At 66.0% G+C, this 13792-nt stretch carries 14 protein-coding genes; 5 read left to right on the forward strand and 9 right to left on the reverse strand.

What is annotated here, in order from left to right:
- Positions 1–12 precede the first annotated feature (12 nt).
- The 3 genes from P6U24_RS11615 to P6U24_RS11625 all read left to right on the forward strand — a co-directional run bounded on the left by P6U24_RS11615 (position 13) and on the right by P6U24_RS11625 (position 3040).
- On the forward strand, positions 13–687 hold the full coding sequence (locus P6U24_RS11615) for a hypothetical protein (protein WP_407159256.1): 675 nt from the start codon (positions 13–15) through the stop codon (positions 685–687).
- 153 nt (positions 688–840) lie between these two features.
- Positions 841–1074 (forward strand): DUF6894 family protein, encoded by a 234-nt coding sequence (locus tag P6U24_RS11620; protein ID WP_407159257.1) that lies wholly within the window; start codon positions 841–843, stop codon positions 1072–1074.
- A gap of 277 nt (positions 1075–1351) precedes the next feature.
- Positions 1352–3040: a methyl-accepting chemotaxis protein gene (locus tag P6U24_RS11625; RefSeq protein WP_407159258.1), complete on the forward strand. Its 1689-nt coding sequence runs from the start codon at positions 1352–1354 to the stop codon at positions 3038–3040.
- A 3-nt stretch (positions 3041–3043) separates the two neighbouring features.
- Here the strand turns inward: P6U24_RS11625 and P6U24_RS11630 are convergent, their stop codons facing one another.
- From P6U24_RS11630 to P6U24_RS11655, 6 genes are all read right to left on the reverse strand, one after another.
- Positions 3044–5746 carry a DUF2339 domain-containing protein gene (locus tag P6U24_RS11630; protein WP_407159259.1) on the reverse strand — a complete coding sequence of 901 codons (2703 nt, stop codon included), beginning with the start codon at positions 5744–5746 and terminating at the stop codon, positions 3044–3046.
- 73 nt (positions 5747–5819) lie between these two features.
- Positions 5820–6827, reverse strand: a complete 1008-nt coding sequence (locus P6U24_RS11635) for an NUDIX hydrolase (RefSeq protein ID WP_407159260.1) — start codon at positions 6825–6827, stop codon at positions 5820–5822.
- Entirely contained in the window at positions 6824–7330 is a 507-nt protein-coding gene (locus P6U24_RS11640) for a tyrosine phosphatase family protein (RefSeq protein ID WP_407159261.1), read from the reverse strand. Before P6U24_RS11640 ends, P6U24_RS11635 begins: the two co-directional genes overlap by 4 nt.
- A gap of 291 nt (positions 7331–7621) precedes the next feature.
- Positions 7622–8230, reverse strand: a complete 609-nt coding sequence (locus tag P6U24_RS11645) for a YfbR-like 5'-deoxynucleotidase (protein ID WP_407159262.1) — start codon at positions 8228–8230, stop codon at positions 7622–7624.
- Complete coding sequence (locus P6U24_RS11650; RefSeq protein WP_407159263.1) at positions 8227–8868, reverse strand: DNA-3-methyladenine glycosylase I; 642 nt, start codon at positions 8866–8868, stop codon at positions 8227–8229. The genes P6U24_RS11645 and P6U24_RS11650 overlap by 4 nt, the downstream gene beginning before the upstream one ends.
- Complete coding sequence (locus tag P6U24_RS11655; protein ID WP_407159264.1) at positions 8865–9752, reverse strand: YgfZ/GcvT domain-containing protein; 888 nt, start codon at positions 9750–9752, stop codon at positions 8865–8867. Before P6U24_RS11655 ends, P6U24_RS11650 begins: the two co-directional genes overlap by 4 nt.
- Before the next feature lie 95 nt (positions 9753–9847).
- Between P6U24_RS11655 and P6U24_RS11660 the strand changes: the two genes are divergently transcribed.
- Both P6U24_RS11660 and bla read left to right on the forward strand, forming a co-directional pair.
- Positions 9848–11182, forward strand: coding sequence for a dihydroorotase (locus P6U24_RS11660; protein ID WP_407159265.1), 1335 nt, complete (start codon positions 9848–9850; stop codon positions 11180–11182).
- Positions 11183–11447: 265 nt separating this feature from the next.
- Positions 11448–12329, forward strand: coding sequence for a subclass B3 metallo-beta-lactamase (bla, locus tag P6U24_RS11665; protein WP_407159266.1), 882 nt, complete (start codon positions 11448–11450; stop codon positions 12327–12329).
- Positions 12330–12478: 149 nt separating this feature from the next.
- Here bla and P6U24_RS11670 read toward each other — a convergent pair whose 3' ends face one another.
- From P6U24_RS11670 to P6U24_RS11680, 3 genes are all read right to left on the reverse strand, one after another.
- The gene (locus P6U24_RS11670) at positions 12479–12742 is read right to left on the reverse strand and encodes a hypothetical protein (RefSeq protein WP_407159267.1); all 264 of its coding nucleotides are present in this window, start codon (positions 12740–12742) and stop codon (positions 12479–12481) included.
- Positions 12743–12902: 160 nt separating this feature from the next.
- Positions 12903–13280: a TIGR02301 family protein gene (locus P6U24_RS11675; protein ID WP_407159268.1), complete on the reverse strand. Its 378-nt coding sequence runs from the start codon at positions 13278–13280 to the stop codon at positions 12903–12905.
- 57 nt (positions 13281–13337) lie between these two features.
- Entirely contained in the window at positions 13338–13766 is a 429-nt protein-coding gene (locus P6U24_RS11680) for an NUDIX hydrolase (protein WP_407159269.1), read from the reverse strand.
- Positions 13767–13792 lie beyond the last annotated feature (26 nt).

Here is a 13792-nt window from a genome sequence, read left to right on the forward strand (position 1 = left end):
TGGAGTAACAGCATGCTTGCGCGTTTTCTGTTGGGGACCGTCACCGCCGGCGCAATGATCGCCCCAGCGCTTGCAGGGTCGATGACAGCCGAGGAGGCGCGCAAGTTCGTGGCGGGCAAGGTGTTCGCCTTCACCTGCTTCGATGGCACCCGCGGCGCGGGCCGCATCCTCGACGATATGGGCGCGGCCGGTGCCGTGCAGTTCTCTGGCTCGGGCCCGATCCGCCACGTCCGGCTGCCCGGCAACACGCTGCAGATCCGCGGTGAAAATGTCTGCGCCTCGCTCAAGGGGCTGCCGTTCGAGCCGTGCTTCAACATCGACAAGAAGGACGACCGCAGCTTCCGCGGCTCCGTCTCAGGCCTCGGCTTCGCCTATTGCGATTTCCAGCATCAGGGCGGCGTGACCATGCTGATGGCCCGCGCCGTCGCAAGGCCGCATGGGTCGCGCGGACCTCGGGCGGCTGCCGAGACTTCGCACACTGAGATTGCGAACCGCGTGGAGACGCCGCGCGTCGACAGCGCAAAGATCGAGCCGATCAAGTCCGAGCCCGACAAGACCGGATCGATCAAGACCGAAGCGGCCAAGACCGAAGCTGCACGGGCCGAAGCTGCGAAAGCCGAAACTGCGAAGGCCGAGAGCAAGCCGGCCGAGCAAAGCGCGCCGGAGCTGCGCCGCTCGACGGACTAAACGCACTTCATCATACATAGCAGTAAGCAAATCTCACGATCGCGCGGTGGTGCCGTTGCGCCGTAATCCTACGGTCGCCTGGATTTAAGGCATCGGTAGCGACTCCCATTGCAGTCTGAGCGAGGGAGGGGTGGCCCATCGAGAGGGTCAACCATGTCGCTTTACTTTTTTCGCATCAGCCAGGGCCGTTACTCTGGCGCCGCTGATCAGCCGTATGAATGCGCCAGCCGCGAGTCGGCCTGGAGCGAATTGACGGCGGTCTGCGCCGATCTGATCGGAGGCATCTCGCGCAGCCTGCAGAAGGATGCCGAGTGGCGGATGGAGCTGCTGGACGAGGCCAAGCAGCCGGTTTTCCGCATCCGCCTCGTCGCCGAGTCCGTCGGATAGCTTGCTTTCCATCCAGCACGGCGCGCGGCGGACGGTCGGGAGACTCCTGACCGGCCGCGCGCTCGTGCGCGTCGGCGAGCTGGCACTTCAGTCTTTGCCATGACGGCCCCGTACTCATACGGGCCGCACGCTTAACCATGGGTTTGCTTGTTCCATACCATGGTTCCAATCGAAAATTCTTCTCGCGCCATCCAATCATTGAATGCGGTCGTCGCCTTCGACCGCACCGTCCCGCCGCGGGACTCCGCTTGAGGGGCCGACTTACGGAGATTAGCCAGTGGCCACGCTCTCCATTCGCACCAAGATCATTGCCGTCATCGTCCTCATGCTCGCGATGATGTCGGGCCTCGGCGTTCTCGCTATCTACAACATGCGTTCGATCAACGCCCACACCGTAGAGATCGCAGATAGCTGGTTGCCGAGTGTCCGCGCCATCGGCGATCTGCGGGCCGACATCAATCTGCTGCGCGTCGCGCTGCGCGCCCATGTGGCGGCTGAGACCGTGGAGGCGAAGCAGGCTGCCGACAAGCGGATCGCCGGCGTCCTCGATGCGATCGCCAAGGATCGCAAGACCTACGAGCCCATGATCACCTCGCCCGAGGAGCGCGCCGTCTACGACAAATGGGCGCAGGCCTGGGACTCCTACATTGTCGGTGTCCGGCAGGTCATGGACGAGTCGCACAAGAGCATCGGCCGGATTCCTCATGAAGCCAACGAGCTTCTGGACAAGTCGGTCGCCGTGATCGCGCGCGACGCGGACAAATATTTCGTCCAGGATACCGAGCTGAACGACAGAGGTGCAAAAGAGGCGACGCGCCAGGCCAGAGAGGGTTACGACAGGGCATTCTGGCTTGTGCTGGCGATCATCGGAGTCGCCATGACGATGGGCATGGCGATCGGGGTCTCCCTGGTGCGAAACGTCTCGCACGGCATTGCGGCAATCGTTAAGCCGATGCAAGAGCTCGCCGATGGCGATCTGTCGGCCGAGGTCATGCATCGCGGCGAGCCCACCGAGATCGGCATGATGGCCGACACGCTGCAGGTGTTCAAGGAGGCGCTGATCGCCAAGAAGGCGGCCGACGATGCCGCGGCGCGTGACGCAGAAGCCAAGCTCGAGCGCGGCCGACGCGTCGATACTATCACCCGGCAGTTCGAAGCCGTCATCGGCGACATCATCCATACCGTGTCGTCGGCCTCGGTCGAGCTCGAGCATTCCGCGGGCTCGCTGTCGTCGACGGCGACCCGCTCGCAGGAGATCTCCACCGTCGTGGCAGGCGCATCCGAGGAGGCCTCCACCAACGTCCAGTCGGTGGCGTCGGCAACCGAAGAGCTGTCGTCGTCGATCACAGAGATCAGCCGTCAGGTTCAGGAATCCGCGCGCGTGGCCAGTGAGGCGGTCGAACAGGCGCGCACCACCAATGATCGCGTCGGCGAGCTGAGCAAGGCCGCCGCGCGGATCGGCGATGTGGTCGAGCTGATCAACACGATCGCGGGGCAGACCAACCTGTTGGCATTGAACGCGACCATCGAGGCGGCGCGGGCGGGCGAGGCCGGCAAGGGTTTTGCGGTCGTCGCGACCGAAGTGAAGGCGCTCGCGGAGCAGACCGCGAAAGCAACCGACGAGATCGGCCAGCAGGTGTCCGGCATCCAGACTGCGACCCAGGACTCGGTCAACGCCATCAAGGCGATTTCGGGCACCATCGGAATGCTGTCGGAAATCTCCGCAGCGATCGCTGCCGCGGTCGAGCAGCAGGGCGCCGCGACGCAGGAGATCTCGCGCAACGTCCAGCACGCGGCAGCCGGCGCGGAGCAGGTGTCGTCGAGCGTCGTCGACGTGCAGCGCGGCGCGACCGAGACCGGCAGCGCCTCCTCGCAGGTCCTGACCGCTGCGAAGTCGCTCGCGAAGGACAGCGATCGTCTGAAGCGCGAGGTGGCCCACTTCCTGGAGTCGGTGCGCGCCGCCTGATCGTCACGGCGTCGGGGTGGCGGTCGCCGGTGGCGGGCGCCTGCGGAACAGGATCTTCTGGTACAGCCAGCCGATCGCCACCAGCACCAGGCCGAGGCAGATGAAGGACAGCGCGCGGTAGACGCCCTCCAGCGTCGACATGTCGACCACGAACGCCTTCAGGATGGTGAGCGCAATCACTACCGCAGAGGCGAGGCGCGCGCGCTGCGACTGCACCAGCACGCCGACTCCGAGCAGGATCACGCCGGAGGCAAGCCAGGCGATCGAGTAGGTGTATTGCTCGGCGCCCGTCGTCGGTCCTTCGGTCAGGACCGGTCCGTGATACAGCCTACGGATCTCCAACGTCACATAGGATAGCGCCAAGACGAGCGCGCCCGCCGCGAGGCTGTTGGCATTAAGGACGCTGCGCCGGCCGGCGACCGCGTAGGACAGCAGCAGCATCAGCACGGCCGGGAATGCATAGGCGAGCACCAGCAGGTTGATGACGCTGCCGCCGACCTCGACATAGGAGAGCATCGGGTTCTCCAGCACCAGCAGTACGCCGACGGCGCCCAGGCCGGCGAGCACGGTCAGCACCACCGCGCCGATATCGTGCACGAGGCTCCCGCTGCGCAGGCGCAGCCGCTCCAGACCGATCGCCATCGCCAGCCAGACGCAGACATCAAGCCCGGCCTCAGCCAGTGACGGCACCGCGAGCATGTCGCCGCCATTCACCGAGTGGCGGATCTCGAGGGCCGCGAGTAGTACCGTGAACAGGATCGCGGCGGCCTCGACCGCGCGCAAGGGAGCATCGTCGCCGCGCCGGCGCATCAGATAACTCGCGCCCCAGAACGATGCGGCGGGCACGCCATAGCCCCACAGCAGCCAATTGAAGATCGGCGTGGTGCCGACATCGTTGCCGACGATGCGCGGGTCGTAGCCGATCCGCGCCGCCACGATGCCGGCGAGGAGTGCCGCGAGCGTGCGCAGGAACGGGATCGGTCGCCGCTCGGAGATCCAGGCGGTGCCGAGTGAGGTGAGGGCGAGCGCGATGGTCAGCCAGCCCTTCTCCAGCGCAAACGTTAAAGCGAGCGCCAGCGCGGCCAGCGTGCCGGTCGCGAACAGCGCGACCGCAATCGCAACGCCGGGACGGTCCTCGCGCCGCGTCAGCGCCTCGGTCGCGGCCGCGAAAGCTGCGGCGAGCAGGACCGCGAGAATGGCGAAGGGGATCGAGCGGTCGAGATGGGCAATGCGCGCATAGAGCGCGACCAGCAGCGCCAAAGGTGTGAACACGCCGGCGGCCGACCACACCACGGGAACGACGGGATTGTGCGATCGTCCTTGCGCGAGGAAGCCGGCACCGCCGAAGCCGGCCGCAAAAACGCCCGCAGCGATGAGATGCGAGGCCTCGGATTCTCCGGTTGGACTGGGACCGATGCCGGGCAGCGGGCCCGGCAGCACCAGCATGTCGGGATTGGCGCGCATCGCCCATTCGACGAACACGGCGAACACCATCGCCGCCGCGGCGCCGACGCTGCCGGTGGCCGCCGGCGCACGCCAGGACACCACGAGGCTTGCGGCGACCAGCACGGTGAACGCGATCAGCGCGATATCGTCATGGACGCTCGCGAGCACGATCAGCATCGCGCCGAGCAGATAGGCCGAGAGCGCGGCCGAGGAGACCGGCTCGATGCCGTCGTCAGCGGCGTCGGGTCCGAACAGGAAGCCGCAAACAACGATCATGGCCGCCAGCACGAAGCCCGCGAGCACATGGAAGGCGTGTGGCGCCACCATCGACAGACCGCAATCGAGGCAGGGCAGCGTCCACAGGAACGCCAGCACGATGGTGGTGATCGCAAGCCAGCGCCACAGCCGCACCCGCGCCAGCGTGAAGGCGGCGCCTGTGACGACGGTGAGATAGATATAGAGCGCCCAGTAGTTCGGCTCGTTCGACGAGACCAGCACCGGCGTGACGAAGGCGGCGGCGATACCAAGGCCGGCGAGGGCCGGCCCGTGCAGCAGGCTTGCTGCAAGCGTGCCGAGTGCGACGAGGCCGAGCAGCATGAACGCTGCCGGCGGCGGCAGGAATTCGTAGAGGGCGTAGGCCGCGTAGACGGTGGCAAAGGCGACCGCTGTGCCGGCTGCGGTCAGCATCGCCGGAATGTTGGCGATCGGGAGAGCTGCGATTTGCGCGATGCTTTCACGGCGCCGGGTCCATTCGCCGACCACGAGCAGGCTGGCTGCAAACAGCGCGCCCAGCGCCACGCGCACCTCGGGTCCGATCAGGCCGGCTTCGATCGAGTAGCGCACCAGGAAGAAGCCTCCAAGCGCGAGCGTCAGCCCGCCGATCCAGACCACCCAGCGGGTGCCGATTCGCTCCTCGAATCCCGGTGCGGCCGGCGGCGGCAGCGGCGGGGCAGCCGCTGCCTCGGTGGTATCGGCAGCCGCAGCAACAGGAGGCGCGTCCGGTGCTGCCGGCGTGCTTCCGCTCTGATCCGGCGTCGATGGCGCCGTCATCTCCGGCGCCAGGTGAGTTTCGATCGGCAGCGGCGGCGGCGCCGCAATGGGCCCTGCGGCATCGCTGAGGTCCGCCTCGCTCCTGCGTGCGGCCTCCAGCCTGTCGAGCCGCGCGCGCAACTGCGCCGTCTGCTCGGAGCTCTTGCGCGCGAAGATCAGCGCGGCGATGGCGATCACCAGCGCAAGCAGATCGAGCGGCGAGTCGAACATGAAGGCCTGCTTTCGAAATCGACCCGATGGGGCGTCGGGGAGCAGCCGGGGAGGCCGCGTCAGATGTGTTGGTTCAATGGCGCGCGCGCACGCGCAGGCCTGGCGCCGGCCGTTCCTGGAGCACCTCGCGGCGGAAGCGGAACAGCGCGGCCGGCCGCCCTCCGGTTTGTGTCGATGTCAGCCCTGTCGGTTCGACCAGCGCATTGTTTTCCACCAGGCGGCGGAAATTCTGCTTGTGCAAATGCCGACCCGAGATTGCTTCCACGGTGTGCTGCAGCTCGGTGAGCGTGAATTCGCCCGGCAAAAGCTCGAACACCACGGGGCGGTATTTCAGCTTGGCGCGAAGTCGCGCGATTCCCGTGGCAAGAATGCGCCGGTGGTCGAAGCGCATGGAGACGCCGAGCGGCGGCAGCGTCCGGCGCGCCAGCGCCGCGGGCCGGCCGTCGCGGCGGGCTTCCTCGACCAATCCGGCCTCGTACATCAGCTCGTAGCGGTCGAGCACGCGCTCCTCATCCCAGGGCGCGCCGTCGGTGCCGAAATACAGCCGCACGCGATCCCTCCGCGACAGCGCACGCGGCGGCGCATCGGTCTCGCTTTGGGCGGCCCACGCGGTCAGCTCCGGCAGGATGTCGCGTGCGATGATTTCGGGCGGGTCCTTGCGCCAGTCTTCCCAGGGAAAGAAGCGGTACCAAGGCGCGAAGGTCGCGCCGGGCGCGCGGATCGCCTCGTCGGTCACGCGCGTGAGCGCCAGATAGCCGATCGAGGCAACATGCACGTCGGTATCGCCGGGCTGAGCATGACGGCCGCGGTCGCCGAAGGTGTAGAGCTGCTCGACATAACCCAGCCGCAATCCCGTCTGCTCCGCGACCCAGGCGCGCAGGCCGATCTCGAAGGTGCGGTGGCGCAGCGCATCGAACGGGCCGAACGGCAGGCCGGTCAGGCCGTCATCGCCTGCCGCGGTGAGGATCAGCGGCTCGTTGCTGCTGATCTGGCCGTTCGCGCAGCCGTTGACTTGCCCGCTCACCGCGACGATCGCCGCAGTCAGGCCGATCTCGATCGGCGTCAGCGGCTGGTTGCTCATTCCAGGTCGATGCGGAAAGGCTGGCCCTCGGTCAGCATGTTGCCGGGACCGATGGCATCGAGCGCACGCAGCATGCGCCCCTCGCGTCCGAGCGCCTTGTCGGCGAGGCTGACGATCAGGCGGTTCGGGGATGCGATCGGCGAGGCTGCACGGATGGCTTTCGCGATCATGAGCTCATCGCGGTGCGGATTGAGCGCGCAGGCCGCAGCGAACGCGCTCGCGGTGGAGCGGCTGATGCCGGCATAGCAGTGCACCACCAGCGGCGCGCCGCGGTCCCAGCTGCGCACGAATGCCAGCACCTGCGCGACGTGATGCTCGGACGGCGCGACAAAGCCCTCCAGCTCCTCGGTGATGTCGTCCATCGAGACCTTAAGATGGTTCTCGGGCAGGATGGTCTCGGGCCGCGCGACCTGCTCGACATTGGCCATCACGGTCAGCACGTGGCTGGCCGCGGTGCGGCGGACGGTCTCTGGCAGAGCAGCGAGCGAGCAGACGTGAATCATCTGATATCCCTTAAGCGCGGCGATTATAGGCCCGCGGGCAGGGCGGTGAAAGCGGGTTGGTGTTCTCCATCTTCGATGAGAAGGCACCGCTCTGGCTCGGCACGGATAGTGGCCCTTCTCCCCTTGTGGGAGAAGGTGGCGCGAAGCGCCGGATGAGGGGTCTGCATCCGCGGAGACAGACCCCTCACCCGGCTCGCCGTCGCATCCGCGCCGGCGATCCACCCTCTCCCACAAGAAGGGGAGAGGGTACACCGCGTTCTGCGCGATAATTCGATCCCTATCTAACAGTCCTCACACCTGCAGCGCGTTGAAGCGGTCGAGAAACCGTTTCTCTGCTTTCGCCGCGGTCCAGGGCGTCAGGTAGTCCTCGCGCACTTCGTCCGGCAGGCCGGGATCGCGGCCGAACAGCCGCTTGGCCTCGCTTTCCGAAAAGCCGGCGAGCAGCGTTGCTTCGAGATAGGCGGCGCCCCGATCGGCAGCCTTGATCTGCTTCTCGATCTCGGGTGCGAGCACCGGCGGCAGCGAGAAGCGGATATGGATCGCGGCCAGCAGCCGCTTCTCGATGGACTTGTAGCCGTCGCCGAGTGCGGCCTTGAACGGCGAGATCATGTCGCCGATGACGTATTCCGGCGCGTCATGCAGCAGCGCGGCGAGTCGCAAGCGGTCGTCGACCTCATGATCCTGCGCGCGCATGATCGTCTCGACCAGCAGCGTGTGCTGCGCCACCGAGAAGATGTGCGCGCCGCTTGTCTGGCCGTTCCAGCGCGCCACACGCGCCAGCCCATGGGCGATGTCGGCGATCTCGACGTCAAGTGGCGAGGGATCGAGCAGATCGAGCCTGCGGCCCGACAGCATGCGCTGCCAGACACGATTTTGGCCTGAAGCTTTGCGCACGGTCATTTGGTCGTGAGGCCGGTAGTCTTAAGCCTTGGCGCCCGGCGCTTGCCGCTGCAGGTCTCATGGCAGAAGCAAGTGACGAGATGGTCGTTGACCATGCCGGTCGCCTGCATGAAGGCGTAGACGATCGTCGGGCCGACAAATTTGAAGCCGCGCGCCGAAAGCTCCTTGGAGATCTTGATCGACAGCGGCGTCGAGGCCGGCACGCTGGCCGTGGTCTTGAACTGATTGACCACAGGCTTGCCGCCAACGAAATCCCACAGGAACTTTGAGAAGCCCGGCCCTTCCTCCTGGATCTTCAGCCAGCTCTTGGCGCTGAGGATCGTGCCCTCGATCTTGGCGCGGTTGCGGACGATGCCGACATCGTTCATCAGCGCGTGGATCTTCTTGTCCGTGTAGCGCGCGATCTTCTCGGGCTGGAAATCATCGAAGGCGCGGCGGAAATTGTCGCGCTTGCGTAAGATGGTGATCCACGACAAGCCAGCCTGGAATCCGTCGAGGATCAGCTTCTCATAGAGTGCGCGGTCGTCATATTCAGGGACGCCCCATTCGGTGTCGTGATAGGCGACATAGAGCGGGTCCTCGCCGGGCCAGGGACAGCGCGTCAGCCCGTCGGCATGGAGACGTGCGGAACGGCTCATGCGACGGTCTGCTTTGCCAGAGGCTGCAGGATGGCGGGATCGGCGATGCGCAAGGTACGGCCGCCTGTGGTCAGCACCTGACCTGCCGCCAGCGCATCCGCGACGCGATCGATCCGGATCAGCGCGATGCCGGTCTCGCCCACCGCCGCGCCCATGGTGCCAACACTTTTGTCGCCGGTTGTGATTGGCGTGCCGGGCGCGGGGGGCGGGCCGTCCAGCAGCACGCGCGCTGCGCGGGTGCGGGCGGTGCCGCGATGATGCATCCGGCTCACCACTTCCTGGCCGACATAGCAGCCCTTGCCGATATCGATGCCGTGCAGCAGGTCCATGTTGGTCTCGTGCGGAAAGGCATCGCCATAGGCGAAATCGACTCCACCGCGCGGGATGGTATGCGCGATGCGCTGCGCGTCATAGGCGTTGGCATCGACCAGCTCGGCGCCGATCGCCGCCGCGATCTTCGATGCATCCGCCTCCGGTGTGAGGATGCGCCAGCCCAGCGCGGCCTGCCGCGGATCGGCAAACGCAAGCTCCGGCGGATTGACGATCTCGCCATCCCAGGCCGCGAGCACACCGATCCGATCCGAGAGATTGTTGATCGCGACCTTGGCGCGCAGCTTGTAGAGCTTGAGCTTGTCGGCGAGCGGCTGTGCCAGCGTGCGCGGGCAGTCGAGCAGGAACCGCTCGGGCGCGACAGCATCTGCTGGCGCCTGCAGAATCAGGAAATCGGCGATGATTTTGCCCTGCGGCGTCAGCAGCGCGCCGAATCGGGCCCGCCCCGGGGTGAGCTGCGCGACATCGGTAGTCAGCAGCCCGTTCAGGAACTTGCGTGCATCCTCGCCGCTGACCTCGACCACGCCGCGGTCGGGCAGAAACGCCGCTTTCATTTGCGAAAAAACCTCTTGCGACACGTTCTCACCGAACGTAAGCCGCCTGGGCAGAAACGACAAGGTCCGCGGGCCCGCGGGGTACGGAACACGACATGAGCCAGCGCTTCGACGTCCTTCTGAAATCCGGCACTGTGGTCAACCAGGACGGCGAAGGGGTCCGGGACATCGGCGTGACCGACGGCCGGATCGCCGAGATCGGCAATCTCGGTGAGGCGTCGGCCGCCGAGGTGATCGACTGCAAGGGTCTGCACGTCCTGCCCGGCGTGATCGACACCCAGGTGCATTTCCGCGAGCCGGGCCTCACCCATAAGGAGGACCTGGAAACCGGCTCGCGCAGTGCCGTGATGGGCGGCGTCACGGCCGTGTTCGAGATGCCGAACACCAATCCGCTGACGGTGACGGAGGAGGCCTTTACCGCGAAGGTCGCGGCCGGCCGTCACCGCATGCACTGCGACTTTGCCTTCTTCATCGGCGGTACGCGCGAGAATGTCGATCAGCTCCCGGTGCTCGAGCGCGCCGAAGGCTGTGCCGGCGTCAAGGTGTTCGTCGGCTCCTCGACCGGCTCGCTGCTGGTGGAGGATGACGATAGCCTGCGCCGCATCTTCAACGTGATCCGCCGGCGCGCCGCCTTCCACGCCGAAGACGAGTACCGCCTCAACGAGCGCAAGGGGATGCGGATCGAGAACGACCCGCGCTCGCACCCGGTGTGGCGCGACGAGGCTGCCGCGCTGATGGCGACCGAGCGCCTCGTCAAGCTCGCGCACGAGACCGGCAAGCGCATCCATGTGCTGCACATTTCGACCAAGCAGGAGATCGCGTTCCTGCGCGACCACAAGGACGTGGCCTCCGTCGAAGCCACACCGCATCACCTGACATTGGCTGCGCCCGAATGCTACGAGCGGCTCGGCACTTATGCGCAGATGAATCCGCCGGTGCGCTCGGTCGATCACCGCGAGGCGATCTGGCGTGGCATCGAGCAGGGCATCGTCGATATCATTGGCTCCGACCATGCGCCGCACACGCTGGAAGAGAAGGCCAAGGCCTATCCCGGTTCGCCCTCGGGCATGACCGGCGTGCAGACGCTGGTGCCGGTCATGCTCGATCACGTCAATGCCGGCCGGCTGTCGCTTGCGCGGTTCATCGATCTCACCAGCGCCGGCCCGGCGCGGCTCTACAACATCGCCTGCAAGGGCCGCATCGCCGCCGGCTATGACGCCGATTTCACGGTGGTCGACCTCAAGCGCAGCGAGACCATCACCAACAAATGGGTCGCCTCGCGTGCCGGCTGGACGCCCTATGATGGGATGCGCGTGACCGGCTGGCCGGTCGGCACCTTCGTGCGCGGCAAGCGCGTGATGTGGCACGGCGAGCTGCTGACGGCCTCGACCGGCGAGCCGGTGCGGTTTCTGGAGACGCTGAAGGCGTAGTCAGGAGTGCTGGCAGCCATACGCACGCTTTCGTAACCGTCATTGCGAGCGAAGCGAAGCAATCCAGGACGACAACGAAATCCGGATTGCTTCGTCGCCTTCGGCTGCTCGCAATGACAGCCGCTATTCCCCTGAACCATTCAAAAATATTCCCGTTCGGACGATTGCCTGCCGCATTGATGGCAACGTAGCTTGCTCTCTCTGGGACAAGCACGCAGGCGTCGTGCGTGCCCAAACAAAAGAAGAATCGACAGGGAGGTCTGCAATGAAGAAGCTCGCAGCCGGGTTGTGCGCGATGGCGCTGGTCGCCACCGCCGTGCAAGCGCAGACGGTGAAGGATTTCCTGGCAGCGGTCATGCCGAAATGGACCACGCCGTTCGCGCCGTTCCAACTGATCGGCAACATCTATTATGTCGGCACCGACGGCATCGCGGTCTACGTCATCAAGACCTCGGACGGGCTGATCCTGATGGATACGCTGGTCCCGCAATCGACCGGCATGATCAAGGACAGCATCGCTAAGCTCGGATTCAAGCTCTCCGATATCAAGCTCATCCTGAACAGTCACGCGCATTTCGACCACACCGGCGGCTTTGCCGAGTTGAAGAAGGAAACCGGCGCCCAGCTCGTCGCCGGCGAGCGCGACAAGCCGCTGCTCGAAAGCGGCACCTATCCGGGGGACGAGAACGATGCCGACCTCAGCTTCACGCCTGTGAAGGTCGACCGCTCGGTCAAGGAGGGCGACAAGGTCACGCTCGGCGACACCACGCTCATTGCGCACTCTATGCCTGGCCACACGCCCGGCTGCACCAGCTGGGAGATGACGGTGAAGGACGGCGATCAAGATCGCGACGTGCTGTTCTTCTGTTCAGGCACGGTGGCGCTGAACCGGCTGGTCGGCGAGCCGACCTATCCGGGCATCGTCGACGACTACCGCGCGACCTATGTCAAGGCCAAGGCGATGAAACCCGATGTGCTGCTCGGCCCGCATCCGGACGTGTATGGCATGCAGAACAAGCGCGCGCAGATGAAGGACGGCGCGCCGAACCCCTTCGTCAAGCCCGGCGAGTTCGCCACCTATATCGCCAGCCTCGAGCAGGATTTCGACAAGCAGCTCGCCAAGCAGACTGCGGCGCTGAAGAAGTAGTTCGCCGCGCGTTCGCCACGCGCTCCGCTGTCATCGCCCGGTTCAACAGGGCGATCCAGTATTCGAGAGACGTCAGAGATTGAATGGAGAAACCGCGGCGTACTGGATGCCCCGCCTGAAGCGGGGCATGACGGCGGAGTTTGAAGCCACTACTGCGTCGAGCGCGTCAGCGAGAATTCGCCATTGCGCACGCGCGTCGGCAGGCCTTCGACGAACTTGCCGACGGCATCCTCGCCGTAAGTACCGACCAGCTCGGCCAGCGCCGCGAACAGGCTGGCCTGTGCCAGGCAATCACCATCGACGCCGTCGTGACGCGCCTCGGCCCAGGCCTCGTTGAGATAGCTGAGCGCGGCCTGCTTCTGCTCGTGATCGGGCAGGGCGTCGCGGACGAAATGGGTCACGTGATGGCTCATGAATACGGGCGAGGGACCAGTGATGCGCAGAATCCGGAGCGGCGCACCGGATTTGTGCAAGGTTTACCACGCGGAACGGCGGCGACTAGGCAGTTCTTTAGGAAAGGTTAACGAGATCGCACAAACACCAGCGGGCTGTGGATGTCTGCCATCGCGATCGTCAATTGGCGTAGCGCGCGGTGAGGTCGCGCGAGATCTTCGCGCCCTCGTCGACGTAGCGGCGGATCGCCACCAGCGCCGCCGGCGTGCAGGTGCGGTAGGTCTGCTGGAAGCCGTTATAGCCGCGGTTGAAGCCGGCGATCATGCGGGCGCGGCGCTCGCCCGAGGGCGTCTCGGCATCGATCAGCGCCTGCATCTCGTTACGCCACTTGCTGCCTTCGTTGTTGCCGCAGATGCCGCGGAGGTAATGGAGGGTTCCGAGAATCTCGGCGAGGCGCTGCAGGTCGCCGTCGAACGGGGCGGCCGCGTCCTCCGCCCGCGCCGGAACCAGCGCGCAGGCCGCAACGAGCAGAACGACAGCCGGAAGGCGTTTGAACATGAGGGGAACCACAACCCGTCGTATGCGCTTCCCGCGTGCAGGATGCAAGGCGGAGAGCTATATCAGCCTGCGGGCGGCGGCAACGATTTCGGGCAGCCCATCGGTCAGCGCGAGGCCATCAAGCGCATCGGGCGCACGCCACTGGAAATCATCGAGCTCGTCATTGAGCCGGATCTCGCCGGCCCGCCAGCGCGCCGCAAACGACAGGATCACGTAATGGCCACCGCGGCCGGAACCGTCGCTGGCGGCGGGCAGCACCTCGCGCCAGCCCGCGAGGCCGATGATGTCGACCGCAAGGCCGGTCTCTTCGTCCACCTCCCGCGCCAGCGCCGCATGCAGCGTCTCGCCGAATTCGACCCGCCCGCCCGGCAGCGAATAGATACCTTTGGCCGGAGCGCGCGCGCGCCGCACCAGCAGGATCTTTCCGTCACGGAAGATGGAGGCGCTGACCGCGAGCTGGGGACGAGTGGGCGCGGCTTCGGTCATGACGATGCTCCGGTAGCAAATGGATG

Origin of the sequence: Bradyrhizobium sp. STM 3557, from assembly GCF_045571465.1 — a bacterium.
In the GTDB taxonomy this organism is placed as follows: domain Bacteria; phylum Pseudomonadota; class Alphaproteobacteria; order Rhizobiales; family Xanthobacteraceae; genus Bradyrhizobium.

What these genes read in the sequence shown, in the direction of transcription:
- P6U24_RS11615 (WP_407159256.1), top strand. Translation starts at nt 13, where the DNA reads ATGCTTGCGCGTTTTCTGTTGGGGACCGTCACCGCCGGCGCAATGATC.
- P6U24_RS11620 (WP_407159257.1), top strand. Translation starts at nt 841, where the DNA reads ATGTCGCTTTACTTTTTTCGCATCAGCCAGGGCCGTTACTCTGGCGCC.
- P6U24_RS11630 (WP_407159259.1), bottom strand. Translation starts at nt 5,746, where the DNA reads ATGTTCGACTCGCCGCTCGATCTGCTTGCGCTGGTGATCGCCATCGCC.
- P6U24_RS11635 (WP_407159260.1), bottom strand. Translation starts at nt 6,827, where the DNA reads ATGAGCAACCAGCCGCTGACGCCGATCGAGATCGGCCTGACTGCGGCG.
- P6U24_RS11640 (WP_407159261.1), bottom strand. Translation starts at nt 7,330, where the DNA reads ATGATTCACGTCTGCTCGCTCGCTGCTCTGCCAGAGACCGTCCGCCGC.
- P6U24_RS11645 (WP_407159262.1), bottom strand. Translation starts at nt 8,230, where the DNA reads ATGACCGTGCGCAAAGCTTCAGGCCAAAATCGTGTCTGGCAGCGCATG.
- P6U24_RS11650 (WP_407159263.1), bottom strand. Translation starts at nt 8,868, where the DNA reads ATGAGCCGTTCCGCACGTCTCCATGCCGACGGGCTGACGCGCTGTCCC.
- P6U24_RS11655 (WP_407159264.1), bottom strand. Translation starts at nt 9,752, where the DNA reads ATGAAAGCGGCGTTTCTGCCCGACCGCGGCGTGGTCGAGGTCAGCGGC.
- P6U24_RS11660 (WP_407159265.1), top strand. Translation starts at nt 9,848, where the DNA reads ATGAGCCAGCGCTTCGACGTCCTTCTGAAATCCGGCACTGTGGTCAAC.
- bla (WP_407159266.1), top strand. Translation starts at nt 11,448, where the DNA reads ATGAAGAAGCTCGCAGCCGGGTTGTGCGCGATGGCGCTGGTCGCCACC.
- P6U24_RS11670 (WP_407159267.1), bottom strand. Translation starts at nt 12,742, where the DNA reads ATGAGCCATCACGTGACCCATTTCGTCCGCGACGCCCTGCCCGATCAC.
- P6U24_RS11675 (WP_407159268.1), bottom strand. Translation starts at nt 13,280, where the DNA reads ATGTTCAAACGCCTTCCGGCTGTCGTTCTGCTCGTTGCGGCCTGCGCG.
- P6U24_RS11680 (WP_407159269.1), bottom strand. Translation starts at nt 13,766, where the DNA reads ATGACCGAAGCCGCGCCCACTCGTCCCCAGCTCGCGGTCAGCGCCTCC.